The following is a 15,649-nucleotide window of genomic DNA, read 5'->3' as shown; positions in this document are numbered from 1 at the left end:
TTCGACCGGGATGCCGATCATGCATGGCACCTATAACCTGCTGCTGGTCCTGCTGTCGCTCGTCATCGCGACACTGGCCTCCTATACGGCGCTCGACCTGGCCGCGTTCATTTCGCTGCTCGACGACCCGCGGCTCAAGCGCGCGTGGCTGGCCGGCGGCGCGGCCGCGATGGGCACCGGAATCTGGTCGATGCACTTCGTCGGGATGCTGGCGCTGTCGCTGCCGATTCCGCTCGGTTATGCGCTGCCGGATACCGGCGCGTCGCTCGCGATCGCGGTGCTCGTGTCGTATTTCGCGCTGAACGTCGTCACGCGTGCGCGGCTGAGCCGCCGGCACCTGCTCGCGGGCGGCGCGCTGATGGGCGCCGGGATCGTCGGGATGCATTACACGGGCATGGCCGCGATGCGCATGGTGCCGGGCATTCGCTACGAACCCGCGCTGTTCGCGGCATCGATCGGCGTGGCCGTGATCGCATCGACCGCCGCGCTCTGGATGGCGCAGACGTTGCGCGCGCAACAGGCGCGCCATGCGACCGCGCAACGCATCGGCGCCGCGCTGATCATGGGCATCGCGATCACGGGCATGCACTACACGGCGATGGCGGCCGCGCATTTCGCGCCGGACGCGCGCTGCGGCGCCGCGAACGGCATCGACGGGCCGTGGCTCGCGACGACCATCGCGCTGTTCACGACGGCGACGCTGATCGTCACGCTGCTCGTCTGCCGCTTCGATGCGCGCACGACCTTTCTGCGCGGCATGACGGACACGCTCGAACGGCTGGTGCGATTGCGTACGGCCGAACTCGAAACGGCGTTGCGGCGCTACGAGCAGACGACGGCGATGCTGCAACGCACGCGCGAGAACATGGCGAGCGAGATCGACGAGCGCCGCGCGGCGCAGAGTCGGCTCGAACAGGAGAAGGACGAACAGCGGCGCCTGCTGCGCGCGCTCGAGGAAACCCACGTGCAGTTGCTTCAATCGGAAAAACTCGCATCGATCGGCCAGCTCGCGGCCGGCGTCGCGCACGAGATCAACAATCCGATCGGCTTCATCAGCGCGAACCTCAATACGCTGAGGACGTGGGTGCGCAGCCTGCTGGACGTGATCGCCGCGCACGAAGCCGTGCTGCCGCAGCTCGAACCCGCGGCGCGCGACGCGCTGACGGCGCTGCGCGGCGCGGCCGATCTCGACTACGTGCGCGACGAGATCGTGACGCTGATCGACGAATCGATCGACGGCGCGGTGCGCGTGCGCCGGATCGTGCAGGACTTGCGCGATTTCTCGCGGCCGGGCAGCGGCGAGTGGAGCGTGGCCGATATCCACGCGGGCCTCGAGAGCACGCTCAACGTCGTCCACAACGAACTCAAGTACAAGGCCGACATCGTGCGCGAGTACGGCGACCTGCCGCTGGTCGAATGTCTTCCGTCGCAGCTGAACCAGGTGTTCATGAACCTGCTCGTCAACGCGGCACACGCGATGCCGACGCGCGGCGTGATCACGATCCGCACGTCGAGCGACGGCGAGCAGGTGTCGATCGCGATCAGCGATACCGGAACCGGCATGACGCCCGATATCGTCCGGCGGATCTTCGATCCGTTCTTCACGACGAAGCCGGTCGGGCAGGGAACGGGGCTCGGGTTGTCGGTGTCGCACGGGATCGTCGAGCGTCATCGCGGCACAATCGACGTGACGAGCGAGCCGGGGCGCGGCACGACGTTCCGCGTTCGACTGCCGATCCGGCGCGCGCAGGGCCACGCGGGCGCGGCGGCGGCAGTCGGGCAACGCGTGTGAGCACGACGTGCGGGGGGTGTCGTCGCGACTGCGTGCGCCGCCGCCTTTGCAGGCAGGTGCGGAACATCGCGGCCGCGTCGCGCCGCGCCGCGCCGCGCGTTGCGGCGGTCAATCGTGCCTGATCGCGATGGTCTTGAGGGCGGTGAAGCCGAGCAACGCTTCAAAACCCTTCTCGCGACCGTATCCGCTGGCCTTCACGCCGCCGAACGGCAGTTCCACCCCGCCGCCGGCGCCATAGTTGTTGATGAACACCTGGCCGGCCTGCAACTTGCGCGCGAGCCGCAACCCGCGTGCGCCGTCCCGGGTCCACACGCCCGCGACGAGCCCGTACTGCGTGCCGTTCGCGAGCGCGACGGCCTCGGCTTCGTCCTCGAACGGCATGGCCGCGAGCACGGGGCCGAATACCTCTTCCTGCGCGAGTTGGCTGTCGGGCGGGACGTCGCGGAACAGGACCGCTTCCTGGTAGTAGCCGGCACGCGATGCGCCGGCCGCGATCGTGCCGCGCGCCGCCACGCGAATGCCGTCGGCTTCCGCGTGCGAGACGATGGACCGAACCCGCGCATGCTGCTTCGCGTTGACGAGCGGCCCCATCTCGAGGTTCATCGACGGCGGCCCCGAACGCAGCGACGCAAACTGCTCGCCGAGACGATCCAGCACACGTTCGTAGATGCTGCGCTGGACGAGCAGGCGGCTGCCGGCCGAGCAGGTCTGGCCGGCATTCTGCACGATCGCGTTGACGATCACGGGCAGCGCCTGCTCGAGATCGGCATCCTCGAACAGCAGTTGAGGCGACTTGCCGCCCAGCTCGAGTACCGCGGGGCAGTGGCGTTCGGCGGCGGCGCGGCCGACCAGCGCGCCGGTTCCGCTCGATCCGGTAAACGAGATGTGGCGAATGCCGGCATGGGCCGACAGGGCCGCGCCCGCTTCGGCGCCCAGTCCCGTGACGACGTTGACGGTGCCGGCCGGCAGCCCGGCTTCGGCCGCGATCTCCGCCAGGCGGAGGATCGACAGGCTCGCGTCCTCCGCCGGCTTGACCACGCACGCGTTGCCGGCAGCGAGCGACGCGCCGACGCTGCGGCCGTAGATCTGCATCGGGTAGTTCCACGGAATGATGTGCCCGGTCACGCCGATGGGCTCGCGCACCGTCAATACCGTGAACCCCGCGGTGTACGGCAGGGTGTCGCCATGCAGCTTGTCCACGCATCCGGCGTAGTACTGCAGATAGCGGGCCAGCACGGCGGCATCGGTGCGGGCCGTATTGAGCGCCTTGCCGGTGTCGCGTGCCTCGAGTTGTGCGAGTTCGTCCCCGTGCTTCAGGACGGCCGCGGCGTACGCGAACAGCAGGTTGCTGCGCTCGACCGGCGACAGCCTGGCCCACGGACCGTCGAGGGTCTCGCCCATCGCCCGCCGGGCAGCGGCAACGGCCTGCTGCACGTCCGTCGCGTCGCCGCGCGCGATCGTCGCGAACGGTTCGGCGGTGCTCGGATCGATGACGTCGAGGTATGCACCGCTGTTCGGCGCGACACGGGTGTTGTCGATGTAGTGTCCGGATTGCATGTCTCATTCCTCGATTGATGCGGGATTGGCGATGGTTTCGGCTATCGCGGCGCCCAGTTCCACGGTGGTCGCCGTGCCGCCCATGTCGGGGGTACGCGGGCCGGAAACGAGAACGGCTTCGATCGCGGTGACGATTTCGGCGGCCGCCGCCTCGTAGCGCGCGTCTCCGCGGCCGAGGTGCTGGAGCAGCAGCGCGGCCGACCAAATTTGCCCGATCGGATTGGCGATGCCGCGGCCGGCGATGTCGGGCGCCGAGCCATGCACCGGCTCGAACAGCGACGGAAACCGGCGCTCCGGATTCAGGTTGGCCGACGGCGCGATGCCGATCGTGCCGGTGCAGGCGGGCCCCAGGTCGGAGAGGATGTCGCCGAACAGGTTCGAGGCGACCACGACGTCGAAGCGATCCGGGTTCTGGACGAAGTGCGCACAGAGAATGTCGATGTGATATTTGCGCGTTTCGATGTCCGGGAAGTGCGCGGCCATCTCGGCGAGGCGCTCGTCCCAGAACGGCATGGTGATCGAGATGCCGTTGGATTTCGTCGCGGCCGTCAACTGCTTGCGCGGGCGCGAGCGGGCCAGCTCGAACGCGAACTTCAGCACGCGGTCGACGCCGACGCGCGAGAACACCGACTCCTGCACGGCGATCTCGCGCTCGGTGCCGGCGAACATCCGGCCGCCCACCGACGAATACTCGCCTTCGGTGTTCTCCCGAACCACGATGAAGTCGATGTCGCCGGGGTGGCGTCCGGCGAGCGGGGCGGGCACGCCCGGCATCAGGCGGACCGGGCGCAGGTTGACGTACTGGTCGAACTCGCGCCGGATCCTGATCAGCGATTCCCACACGGCGACGTGGTCCTGCACGATATCCGGCGCGCCGACCGCACCGAAGAAGATCGCGTCGTGCGTGCCGATCTGCCGCGCCCAGTCGGCCGGCATCATCGTGCCGTGGCGAACGTAGTGATCGGTGCACCAGTCGCCGAACTCGTCGAATGCCAACGGAATGTCGAAGCGATGCGCGGCCGCGCGCAGCACGCGCATGCCTTCGGGCATCACCTCCTTGCCGATGCCGTCGCCGGCGATGACGGCGATGCGATGTGGGTTCTTCATGTGCGGGAAGCCTCCGTGACGAAGATGGCGCGCCGCAGGGAAGGAGGCATGCAGGAGGCGGACGGGTACGCGCCCGGCAGCACGCGCGGCGCGGCGACCCGGCCGCACGCGTGGCGCGATGCTTCGTACGCGACGCGCCACCTGACCGGAGCGAATGGCGCCGGCGTGTCTCCTGCGTCTCTTCCGTTGCGGTAACGGGCGGACGGTTGAATCTGTCCGCCGAATCTACCGTGTCGCAAACGCAGGAAGGAAGTGCGGATTCGTGAACGGGACCTTCGAAAATCTGCAAGATGCCGGTGCACCGGGCGCACCCGGTGCGTGCGGCGGCGTCAGTCGTTCGACGGCTCGGCATCGCCCGCGACGAGCGAAGCCGGCGCGAAGGACGCCAGGAACTCGAACAGCTTGCGCGTCGGCTGCGGCACGGCACCCGTGCGGATGCCGACCGACATGACCCGGTTCGCCCACGGATCGTTGAGGCGGATGAAGCGCAGGCGCATGGGTTCGCGAAAGAGCGCGACGGCGCGCTCGGGCAGGATGCCGATGCCCTGTCCCGCGGCAATCAGCCGGCACATGGCTTCGAAGCTCTGCACCTGGACGCGGAAGCGGACCGCCTTCCCGAGCAGCGCGGCTTCCCTGACGAGCGAACGCGTGAGCTCCGAGCGGTCGTCCAGCGCGACCAGGTCGTGCTCGAGCAACGCGCTGAAGTCGATCGATTCGCCGGTCAGGCCGTAGTCTTCGGGCACGACCACGCTCGCCCGGTCCATGCAGTAGGGCGCGAGGTGAATCCCTTCGGTCGCGGTCCGGGACGTGACGATCCCGACGTCCGCCCGGCCTTCACGCAGCGCCTGCAGGATGTCGGCGCTTCTCAGTTCGCTGATCTGCAGCTTGATGTCGCGGTAGCGCTGCGAGAATTCGCGCAATTGATCGGGAAGGTCCTGGCTGATCGCCGAGATGTTCGCAAAGACCCGGACCCGGCCGATGGAGCCTTTCGTGTAGTCGGACAACTCGCTGTAGATCGCATCCGTGCGCAGCAACAGGTCGGTCGCATGGCGCAACAGCGCCTCGCCGGCGGGGGTCGGCTCCACGCCGGCCACCGTGCGGTTCAGGAGCACCACGCGAAAGTGATGCTCGAGCAGCGCGATCCGGCGGCTGGCGGTGGACAGTGACATGTGAGACTGCTGTGCGGCGCGGGACAGGCTGCCCAGCTCGGATGCACGGACGAACAGGGCGAGTGACGTGAGATCGAACAAGCGCGGACTCCCATTGAAGCTGGGGGAAGTATGTCACTCCTCCAGGCCCGCCACGGCATCCGGCGCTTTGGGGCTAACCCTGACCGGCAGCCGATGCTGCGCCGCACACCGCGATGCGCGTGTCATGCCGGAACGAAAACGTCGGGCGCGCCGGCGGCGGCTAGAATGCTGCGTTTCGATGCTTGTGCATCGCACCGTGCCCGGGCCGGACGACGCGTGCATTCGAGATATTCGAAGTGCCGCTTGAAGGATTTCGCATATCGGCCGAATCCGGCAGCCGGTAGATTCGAACGGTCCCCTCTCGCACCCATCCATTTCAACAGCGAGCGCACGCGCCGCGACGCGAGCATGCAGCGCCGACGAGCGGGGCCAGCCATGAACATTCGGAGACAAACGTGGAAATCGACGCGACCTGCAATCCGGGCGGCATCGCTGCACCGGCATCGGTTCACAGCCCGGCGCACGAGGACCGGCTGTTTCGTCGGCTGGCGCTGCAAATCCTGCCGATCCTGATGTTCGCCTATGTCACTTCGTACATCGATCGCGTCAACGTGAGCTTCGCGAAACTGCAGATGAGCCAGCATCTGGGTTTCTCCGACGCCGTGTTCGGCTTCGGTGCCGGGATCTTCTTTCTCGGCTACGTGATCTTCGAGGTGCCCGGCAACATGCTGCTGGTGCGGGTCGGACCACGGCGCTGGATCACGCGGATCGTCGTGTCCTGGGGCATCGTGTCGGGGCTGACCGCTTTCGTCGCCACGCCGCTGCAGTTCTATGTAATGCGTTTCCTGCTCGGCGTCGCCGAGGCCGGCTTCATCCCGGCCATCGTCCTTTACATGACCCGCTCGTTCCCGCGCCATCGCCGCGCGCGAATCCTGTCGCTGTTCTATGCCGCCCTCGCGCTGGCCGGATTGATCGGATCGCCGCTGACCGGCTTCATTCTTCAGTATTTCGACGGCGCGCTGCAGATTCCGGGCTGGAAGTGGATCTTCATTCTCGAGTCGCTGCCGGCATTCGTGGCCGCCCTTTACGTGTGGAACGGGCTCGACGACGACGTGACGCTCAGCGACCGCTATTCCCAGTCAGACCGCGCGATCCTGGCACGCGTGCTGTCGGACGACCGTGCGGCGACCGCGGCGGCGAGTCACACGGGCCTCTTCTCGAACTGGCTGGTCTGGGCGTTCTGCGTGATCTACTTTCTCGATGTCTTCGCCATTTACGGTTACACGTTCTGGGCGCCCACGATGATCAAGCAGATGGGCATCGGAAGCGACTTCGTCATCGGCCTGCTGGCCGCGCTGCCCAATGCCGTGGCCGTGCTCGTGATGGTGCTGTTCGGCCGCAGCGCGGACCGTCGCGGCCACCGGCGCCTGCACGTTGCGGCGCTCCTCCTGATGGGCGCAACCGGGCTCGCGCTGTCGGTCATCTGGCGCGACCACCTGTGGCTCGGCATGTTCGCGCTCTGCATCGCGAACGCCGGACTCATCTCGTTTCCGCCGCTGTTCTGGAGCATGCCCACCACCGCACTCGGTACCGCATCGGTGTCGATGGGCATCGCCGTGATCAGTTCGTTCGGCAACCTCGGCGGCTTCTTCGGACCCTATGCGGTCGGCTATCTGAAGCAGGTGTCGGGCGGTCTTGCCGCGCCGCTGTTCCTGATGGTCGGCTGCCTGTTGCTCGGCCTGATGCTCACGATGTTCCTGCCGGCACGCCTGGTCGATCGATAAGGGCGGTCCATTTTGCCGCGGCCGCTGCGCCGCGGTGCCATTCCTTTTTGACGGAAATCACATGAAACAGCAGATTGGCCTGATCGGCGTCGGCTTGATGGGGCACGGCATCGCGCGCAACGTGCTGAAACACGGTTATCCGCTCACGGTCGTCGAGCATCCCGGCAATCAGCCGCTCGACGAGCTGCTGCGCGGCGGCGTACGGACCGTGAGGACGGCGCGCGAGTTGGCGCTGGAAGCGGACATCGTGATCCTCTGCGTGACGGGTTCGCCGGAGGTGGAGGCGGTCCTCACCGGTGAGCAGGGGGTGTTGGCCGGGTTGAAGGACAACGCGATCGTCATCGATTGCTCGACTGCCGTGCCGGATTCGACCGTCAGGATGGCGCGGCTCGTCGAAGCAGCCGGCGGCAGGCTCGTCGACGCGCCGATGACGCGGGGCGCGAAAGAAGCGCACGAGGGGCGGCTCAATCTGCTGGTCGGCGCGACGCCCGAGTTGTTCGCCGAGGTGCGTCCGGTGCTCGCGTGTTTCGCGGAAAACATCACGCGCGTCGGCGATCTCGGTGCCGGTCACAGCATGAAGCTGCTGCACAACTATGTGTCGCTCGGGACCATTGCATTGCTGTCGGAGGCCGTCGCCTGTGCGAAGCGATCGGGCGTGGACACGGCGGTGCTCGCCGACGTGCTCGCAAACGGCGGCGGTGGCGGGGCGGCATTGAACCGACTGCTGCCATTCCTGCAGACCGGCGACACGTCGAGCCTGCCGTTTCATATGGCGAACGCGTTCAAGGATCTGTCCTACTACTCGGCGATGGCGGAGGGCGTCGACGCGGCACATGCCATTGCGAGCGCGATCACGGACACCTACCGGGACGCCGTTGCCAGCGCCGGTGCGCATTGTCCGGTTCTCAAACTGTCCGACGTGCTCGCGGCGACGGACGCGCACGAGGAGGGCGGTGCGCGGTAGCGGGGCGTCAGCCGGGTTGATGCAACGGTTGGAGCGTGCGCTCGAGCGTGGTTGTCGTCGCGGTTCGGCCAGGTGATGTGGCGCACGTTGGCTGGGCATCGGCGAGGGCATTTGTCTTCTCGTTCGCATCGATGATGCCCATCGGCATCGGCATCGGCATCGGCATCGGCATCGGCATCGGCATCGATGCACCAAAGCGTGTCGCGCAGAGGGGCGCGTCGAATGCGCATCTCCGCTACCGCTTGCGCCGCCGCCTTCGAAAGAAATTCCAGAACATCGCGGTCGCGTCCGGCCCGGTCGCGGAGTGGAATGCTTCGCGCGGATCGCCGCCGCTCCACGCGTGCGCCAGGCGGCGCACGATGCAGACCCGCACGATCAGCGTGCCGCCGCGCAGATAGTCGGTGTAATCCGCATCGTCGTGCGCGTACGTATGTTGCTCGCCGACGCGCAGCTCACCCTGTGCGTCGACGAGCCGATTGATCCGCGCGAACGCGACTCCCAGCTGCAGCGCATTCTGCTCGGCGACGACCGTATCGAGCCCGCCGTGCACGACGAGTGCCGGCATGCCCGGATAAGCGCGCCCGTCGACGCAGGCATCGACGACGCGTACCGGATCGTCGCGCAGACCGCGGCGCATCAGGCTCATCGCGGCCATCGTCGACAACGGCGGCGCGATGGCCGGCCCGGAGTGCAGGCCGACGGCCGCGAAGCGCTCGGGAAAGTCGAGCGCCAGACGCGCGGCCAGCCCGGCACCGGCCGAGATGCCGGCCAGATAGACACGGTCGCGATCGAACCCGCGCTCCCGCACGATCGCGTCGACGAGCGATGCGATCGCCGGGGCCTCCGACTGCGACGCATCGCCATGCCAGTTCCAGCAGCGATGAGCGTGGGCGGTCTTCGCCTGTTCGGGAAACAGCACGGCAAATCCGGCGCGCTCGGCGACACGGCAAATACGGGTGCCAGCGGCGAACGACTCGGCGGTCTGCTTGCAGCCGTGCAGCATGACGACGACGGGCAGGCCGTCGGTCGTCGCCGGTGCGGCGGGCAGGTACAGCGCGTACGCAAGATGGTTGACGAGCTGGCCGGCGGCGGGGCGCGCGGAATGAAACGAGCGCAGCCACGTGCCGGGTGCCTGGCGCGGCGACGTGCGGGCGGCGGGCGCCGGTGCGCGGGCGGGACGCGTGGTTCGTGCGGTGGCGGGGCGTTTCGCCGATGGCGCCGGCTTGGCGGTCTTCCTTTTGGGCCGCGCGCGCGTCGCGGCGGTCAACAGGTCGAAAGGCCGTAGCCAGAGGCTGGATTTTTTCCTGGGCATGGACGGATCTCGTGCCGGCGGCGCGCGCGACAGCATGCGGCGAAGCCGGCCGTCGGGTGGAAGGCGAATGATGGCGGCGCACGATGCGTGCCGCGGGAAAGCGTCCGCGTCGACGTGCCGCGGCATGACCGGCACGGAGGCGACGGCGCGACCCGCGCCGCGCGACATGTTGCCGGCAGCCTCGCGATTCGGACAGGCCACGCGCCATGCTAGCAGGCATCGCGCGTCTCGGGTGCGATGGTTCCGTGACGGATCGATGAATGCTTCGACCCTACCGCGGGCCGTCCCGAACGCGATGCTCGACATCGTCCATGTGCATTCGGCGACCGGCTTCGCGATGAACCGGGCCTGCTCCCCGACGACGCAATCCGATGCGGATGCGTTCGTCGCGATGCGTGGAATGGCTCGGCGATGCCACGACGCCATGCCGCCGGCCGCGCCGGCGGACCTTGTATCGATTGCTTGTATGCCATCGCCGGAATCGCATGTCGCGATGCCGGCGTGCCAAGGATTCACCGATAAGTCCACACCCGGTGCAGCACGAACATCGTCGGCGGGATCAGCAGCGCGATTGCGACGATGGCCCAGCCGCGCGGTACGTCGAGCAGTTCGGCGGCGCGCGCGAGCGCCATCGTTTCGGCGAAGCCGGCCAGCGCAACGGTCAGATAGCGCACCAGGTTGCGCGAGTGCACCCTCGACGAGAAGCTCCACAGCGTATTCGCGAGATACGAGAACGCCGTCGCGCCGACGAACGCGACGGCGTTCGCGATCACTTGCGTCGCATCGAACAGCGCGTACAGCGCGGACGCGATCAGCACGTGCAGCGCGGTCGAGCAGAGCCCGGACAGGCCGAAGCGCGCCAGCCGCACGCGCTCGGCGTAGAGCAGTGCGAACATCGCCGGCTGCACCGATTCAGCGGGCGCCGACCCGCATGCGGGCCGGCTGGACGCGGCGGCGTGCGGCCGCGCGGCGCGTATCGCGCGCGACCGGCAGCTCGACCACCTTGCCTTGCGTCTGGTAGCGGCGGCGGATCAGATAGACGGGACGCTGCTTCGATTCGTCGTAGATGCGCCCGATATATTCGCCGACCACGCCGATGCCGATGAGCTCGATGCCGCCGATGAACAGCACGACCGACAGCAGCGACGCGTAGCCGTGCACCGGATTGCCGAACAGCAGCGTGCGCCCCACGATGAACGCGCCGTACAGGAACGCGAGCGCGGCGATGCCGACGCCGATATAGGTCCAGCTGCGCAGCGGCACGGTGCTGAAGCTCGTGATCCCTTCGATCGCGAAATTCCACAGCTTCCATCCGGAGAACTTCGAATGCCCGGCGCTGCGCGCGTCGCGCTGGTACTCGACGATCACTGTCCGGTAGCCGACCCATGCGAACAGCCCCTTCATGAAGCGATGGCGCTCGGGCAGGCTGCGCAGCGCGTTCACGACCTTGCGGTCCATCAGCCGGAAGTCGCCGACGTTCTCCGGCAGCTTCACGTCCGACAGCACGTTGTGCACGCGATAGTAGATCGCGGCGGCGGTGCGCTTCGCGAACGAGTCGCACGCGCGGTTGCTGCGCTTCGCGGCGACGACTTCCGCGCCGTCGCGCCAGTGCTCGAGCATCACCGGAATCAGGCTCGGCGGATCCTGCAGGTCGGCGTCGAGCGGGATCACCGCGTCGCCGGCCGCTTCGTCGAGGCCGGCGGTCAGCGCCGCTTCCTTGCCGAAGTTGCGCGTGAGATCGATCACGCGCACGCGGCGGTCGCCCATGCTGACCCGGATCAGGCGCTCGAGCGTGTCGTCGCGGCTGCCGTCGTTCACGCAGACGATCTCGAAGCGGATCGCGTCGAGGCTGGCCATCAGCGGGATCACGACGTCGAAGAAGCGTTCGACGGCTTCGCCTTCGTTGTAGAACGGTACGACCAGCGAGACGAGCGGTGTGTAGAGCGGTTCGCGCATGATGGGTCCCCTGTGATGACGTGTCAGCGGCCGACGCCGAAGGTCGGGCGGCCGCTGCGGCGCAGTCCGTGCGCCGGGCGGTGGTGTGGGCGGACCGGATGCGGGAAGCCGGTCTCGGTCGAGTTGTCGCGTGCGTCGGGCATCGACGGCACGTCGTGCCTTTCTTGTGCAATCCGGCTGACGAGCAGTGCCAGCGAAGCCAGCGTGACCAGCGGCATGAACTGGAACGACAGATGCGGCACCAGCACGAGGCCGGCGAGTGGCATCACCCACATCAGCAGCAGCCATTCGCGATCGAAGCGCCGCCAGCCGTGCGTCCACGCATAGCGTGCGTACCATGCGATCACGAGCCCGTACCAGGTCAGGTCGTAGTCGTACAGATAGGGGCTGACGATCAGGCACGCGCAGGCGAGCGTCGCGGCACGCAGCGCGTACGAACACGCGCCGCGCCATGCGTACACCACGGCGATCGCGGCGGCCGCGGCCGACAGCAGCTGCAGGCCGCGCGCGACGTAGGCGGGCCAGCCGGCGAGGGTGGCGAGAGCGAAGACGGTCGGCATGCGCGCGAGCCGTGCGTGGCCGGCGCCGACGAGCTGCGCTGCGTCGTGAATTCCGTGTGCGAATGCGAACCACGCGCCGAGGCCGAACGCGAGCGTCGACAGCGCGAAGCCGCCGGCGATCGTTACCGCCCACGCTGCCAGCGCGCGCCATTGAGCGGCGCACAGCAGCGCGAGCGGGAACAGGATCGCCATTTGCGGCTTCATCGTCAGCAATCCGAAGCAGATGCCGGCGATGACGGGACGACGATTCAGCATCAGAAGCCCGCAACCGGCGAGCGTCGCGCTCAGGAGGCTCGTCTGCCCGACGATCACCGTGAGAAACGCGCCGGGGAAGGCGAGCGCGCAGAGCAGCGCCGCATCGCGCTGCACGGTCGCGCGGATCGTCACCGCGAACAGCGCGTAGGTGACGCCGATCCACAGGACGAGCGCGAACATGTACGGCAGCCAGCCGAGCGGCAGCACGAACAGCAGCATGGTGGGCGGGTAGAGCCACGGCAGCGAGCCGTCCGCGGCATTCATCGTCGGAATCGCGAGTTTCTCGATCGCGAAGAGCGACGGGAAATGCCACGCGTCGATCGCATGACCGTGCGCGGCGAGCCGTGCAGCGCTCCAGATCGGCGCGAGATCCTGCGCGAGCGGCCCGGGCACGGACGTATGCGACCCGTGCACGCGTGCGAGGTAGACGCAGAGGAACAGCAACTCGGTCAGCAGTACCGCTGCCGCATAGAGGCGTACCCGATCGCGATTGAGCCAATGCGGGAACCGGCGCGGGCCGGCGATCGGCAGTTCCGGGTGTGCGTCGAGCACCGAATCGCCGTGCAGAAGGGAGCGCGGCGATCTCATCACGCATTCCCCGATGCAAGGGTCGAGCGCCGCACGACGACGAACAGGACGGCGAGCAGCACGACCGGGCCGATCTGCGGCAGCTTCGTGATCCGGTTGAATATCTCGAATATGGGCAGCAGCCACGCGAGCACGATCACGATCTGGTCGCCCGGCAGCCAGCCTTCGTCGAGCCCGTGGGCGATCACGCAGATGAACGCGATGCCGAGCCACGCGAGTTCGTAATGCCAAAGATAGGGGGTCGTCAACAGCGTGGCGATCACCAGCGCCGCGCCGCGCAGCCGAATGTCGGCCGTGCGACGCCACACCTGGACGGCGGCGGCGATTGCGAGCAGCCCGACGGCGGCCTGGGCGGCGAGCGAGACCGGAATCGATGCGCCCGCAAGCCGCAGCGCCGCGAACGTCGTGGGCGAAACGAACCAGTAGGCGGGAAGGGTGAAATGCATGCCGCGCACGATCGACATCGCCTGAGCCAGGCCGTGCAGGGAGCTGGTGCCGGTCAGCGCAATGCCGGCCAGGGTGAACAGCACCGTGGTGATCGCTGCCGACGCGAAGGTGCGCCACGAGCGGGTCGCGACCAGCACGAACGGAAACACCACCGCCAGCTGCGGCTTGATGGCGAGCAGCCCGATCAGCACGCCGGCGACGATCGGGCGTCGGCCGAGGAAATGCAGCGCGAATGCGGCGATGCCGGCGGTCAGGATGCTGTTCTGCCCGTACAGGACGGACGCGAACACGCCCGAGTAGGCGAGCACGACGAGCGCGGCGGCGCGCGGAGCGGGCAGGTGCGCACGCAGACCCGACAGTCGCAGGACTGCGTACGCATAGCATAAAAGACTGCCCGCAAAAAAGAGGAAATACGCGGGCAGGAAAGGCACGAGGGCGACCGGCGCGATGAACAGCAGCATCGTCGGCGGATAAAGCCAGGGCAGCGACTGGTGGCCAATGTAGGCACCGAATTGCGCGACCTCGGCATGGGAGAAGAGGACCGGATCGTAGATCGCGGCGGCATGGCCTTGCAGCACGAGCTGCGACGCGGTCCAGAAGACGGAGAAGTCGACACCCGGCCGTGCGGTGGTCTGTGACGTGAAGGCATCCGTCACGAAGCCCCAGGTGATCAGGAATCCAACACACAGCATCAGCATGATGCAGCTGTACGGAATGATCCGGTCGGCTGTCAGCCATTGAGCACAGCGTTTGGCGCGATAGCGCACTCCACGATTGGCTGTGTACATGATGCCCCGTTTGCGGTGAAGGCTGCTTCTCTGCCGCAGCCTTTTTGTGTTGCTGTGTATCCGGATCGAATCGCGTTCGATGGCGCTGTCCGGTGAATGCATTGTTGGAGAAAAAATCGCGTGACGCAAACCGCGGGCTGAATCGTGAGATATCGATTCGGCAGCGACAGCGCGGAAAACCGGGTTTTCACGTCTGAGAAAACCGTAGCGGCGCAAATGATGTTTCTCGCTTGAAACATTCCGGGTTTTTCGCCGGTCCGGCGGTGTGCGGAATTCGTGTCCGGCGACGGGCTGCATGGATTCGGGAAAATCCCGAGAAAATTTTTGGGTGCCCTTGCACAGCACGGCGGCGCCCCGCCGGCATCCCGGGCCGGCCTGCGTGCGTATATCAAATCTGAAACATTTTGTGCAGCGCGCCGAAACCCGACTGACCGGTGAATCGCCGGAACCCTTGCTGCGTATGGATTCCCCTCCGGCTGGCCTGCTCTTTGCGTCAAGGTCCGCACGAAAGTCGACGACGTGATGAACGACCGGTTGAAGCAACAGGCTGACAAGACCGGACTCAATCACCTGCGGAAAGCAACGGATCGGGGGCGCGTCGGGGAATACGCCGCCCAGGCCGTGAAAACCGCCGGAAACGTCGACCGAGCGAATAGGCGACGGCATCGTCCGCGCAACAAGAATCACATGACAGCATTTGGGGAATAAAAATGAAAGACCAGAGCACGTCGCGGCTCGCATGCCGCGAAGCATATCCGCAGCAGCATCGACGCGCTTGCGTCATCCGTTCAATCCGTATCCATGCACGGGGCGGTCGTTGCGCCGTTCTCGCTCTGCTCGATCGCGCCATTCGCCAGATCGCAGCGCGCATGGATATCGCACGCATCAGCCCACCGACAATCGTTCGCCCGGCCAGGCTCGTACCCTGCCGTGTCCGTCGCTGAGCGCCGCATCCGAATCCATTTGTTGTGCCGTTGTGCCGGTAGTGCCAGCTCCCCGCGTCGATACCCGACAACGGGATTTCAATAGTAGTGCGAAAGGAGATTAGCCATGTCCACGTTCATCCAGAAAGTCCGCGGTTTCGTCCAAGACGAGCAAGGTGTGACGGCCATCGAATACGGCCTGATCGCCGCGCTGATCGCAGTCGGCCTCGTTGCAGCATTGACGCTGGTCGGAAACGATCTCAAGACCGTGTTCAACACGATCGCAGACGACCTCAACGCGGCCATCTGAATGGCGGGGCGGCGAACGGTGAGTCCGGCCCGTTCGTCGTCATCCCGTCGCTCGATCAGGGCCGGACACCCAACCAACGGATGTCGAATGAACCGAACGGCGGATGACTCGGCCGG

Annotated in this window: 13 protein-coding genes; 4 read left to right on the top strand and 9 right to left on the bottom strand. The window is 67.0% G+C overall.

Features of this window, described 5'->3' with window-relative positions; genetic code table 11:
* Positions 1–19: 19 nt before the first annotated feature.
* Positions 20–1,792, top strand: a complete 1,773-nt coding sequence (locus DIE02_RS17135) for a histidine kinase (RefSeq protein ID WP_124522748.1) — start codon at positions 20–22, stop codon at positions 1,790–1,792.
* Positions 1,793–1,900: 108 nt separating this feature from the next.
* Here DIE02_RS17135 and DIE02_RS17130 read toward each other — a convergent pair whose 3' ends face one another.
* The 3 genes from DIE02_RS17130 to DIE02_RS17120 all read right to left on the bottom strand — a co-directional run bounded on the left by DIE02_RS17130 (position 1,901) and on the right by DIE02_RS17120 (position 5,706).
* The gene (locus DIE02_RS17130; RefSeq protein WP_124522746.1) at positions 1,901–3,349 is read right to left on the bottom strand and encodes an aldehyde dehydrogenase family protein; all 1,449 of its coding nucleotides are present in this window, start codon (positions 3,347–3,349) and stop codon (positions 1,901–1,903) included.
* 3 nt (positions 3,350–3,352) lie between these two features.
* Positions 3,353–4,456, bottom strand: coding sequence for a tartrate dehydrogenase (locus tag DIE02_RS17125; protein WP_044844318.1), 1,104 nt, complete (start codon positions 4,454–4,456; stop codon positions 3,353–3,355).
* Positions 4,457–4,785: 329 nt separating this feature from the next.
* Positions 4,786–5,706, bottom strand: coding sequence for a LysR family transcriptional regulator (locus tag DIE02_RS17120; RefSeq protein ID WP_124522744.1), 921 nt, complete (start codon positions 5,704–5,706; stop codon positions 4,786–4,788).
* 395 nt (positions 5,707–6,101) lie between these two features.
* Here DIE02_RS17120 and DIE02_RS17110 point away from each other — a divergent pair, with 395 nt between their 5' ends.
* Entirely contained in the window at positions 6,102–7,430 is a 1,329-nt protein-coding gene (locus DIE02_RS17110; protein ID WP_124522742.1) for an MFS transporter, read from the top strand.
* A 61-nt stretch (positions 7,431–7,491) separates the two neighbouring features.
* Positions 7,492–8,394: an NAD(P)-dependent oxidoreductase gene (locus DIE02_RS17105; protein ID WP_124522740.1), complete on the top strand. Its 903-nt coding sequence runs from the start codon at positions 7,492–7,494 to the stop codon at positions 8,392–8,394.
* Positions 8,395–8,401: 7 nt separating this feature from the next.
* On the opposite strand, the gene DIE02_RS35545 is transcribed toward DIE02_RS17105, so the two are convergent.
* The 6 genes from DIE02_RS35545 to DIE02_RS17075 form a co-directional block, all read right to left on the bottom strand.
* Complete coding sequence (locus DIE02_RS35545; protein WP_185702636.1) at positions 8,402–8,578, bottom strand: hypothetical protein; 177 nt, start codon at positions 8,576–8,578, stop codon at positions 8,402–8,404.
* Positions 8,579–8,629: 51 nt separating this feature from the next.
* Positions 8,630–9,706: an alpha/beta fold hydrolase gene (locus DIE02_RS17095; protein ID WP_124522769.1), complete on the bottom strand. Its 1,077-nt coding sequence runs from the start codon at positions 9,704–9,706 to the stop codon at positions 8,630–8,632.
* A gap of 512 nt (positions 9,707–10,218) precedes the next feature.
* The gene (locus DIE02_RS17090) at positions 10,219–10,602 is read right to left on the bottom strand and encodes a GtrA family protein (protein WP_124487335.1); all 384 of its coding nucleotides are present in this window, start codon (positions 10,600–10,602) and stop codon (positions 10,219–10,221) included.
* 16 nt (positions 10,603–10,618) lie between these two features.
* A complete protein-coding gene (locus DIE02_RS17085) occupies positions 10,619–11,662 on the bottom strand; it encodes a glycosyltransferase family 2 protein (RefSeq protein ID WP_124487334.1) in 1,044 nt (347 codons plus the stop codon).
* A 23-nt stretch (positions 11,663–11,685) separates the two neighbouring features.
* Positions 11,686–13,065: a glycosyltransferase family 87 protein gene (locus tag DIE02_RS17080; RefSeq protein WP_124522737.1), complete on the bottom strand. Its 1,380-nt coding sequence runs from the start codon at positions 13,063–13,065 to the stop codon at positions 11,686–11,688.
* Positions 13,065–14,300 carry a glycosyltransferase family 87 protein gene (locus DIE02_RS17075; protein WP_124522767.1) on the bottom strand — a complete coding sequence of 412 codons (1,236 nt, stop codon included), beginning with the start codon at positions 14,298–14,300 and terminating at the stop codon, positions 13,065–13,067. Before DIE02_RS17075 ends, DIE02_RS17080 begins: the two co-directional genes overlap by 1 nt.
* Positions 14,301–15,350: 1,050 nt before the next feature.
* On the opposite strand from DIE02_RS17075, the gene DIE02_RS17070 reads away from it, so the two are divergent.
* On the top strand, positions 15,351–15,533 hold the full coding sequence (locus DIE02_RS17070) for a Flp family type IVb pilin (RefSeq protein ID WP_011880534.1): 183 nt from the start codon (positions 15,351–15,353) through the stop codon (positions 15,531–15,533).
* The last annotated feature ends 116 nt before the right edge of the window (positions 15,534–15,649 follow it).

The sequence above is a fragment of the Burkholderia sp. Bp8991 genome (assembly GCF_003853795.1).
Classification (GTDB): Bacteria; Pseudomonadota; Gammaproteobacteria; order Burkholderiales; family Burkholderiaceae; genus Burkholderia.
The sequence above is the reverse complement of the archived record's forward strand: the minus strand, read 5'-3'. Positions and strand labels throughout refer to the sequence as shown.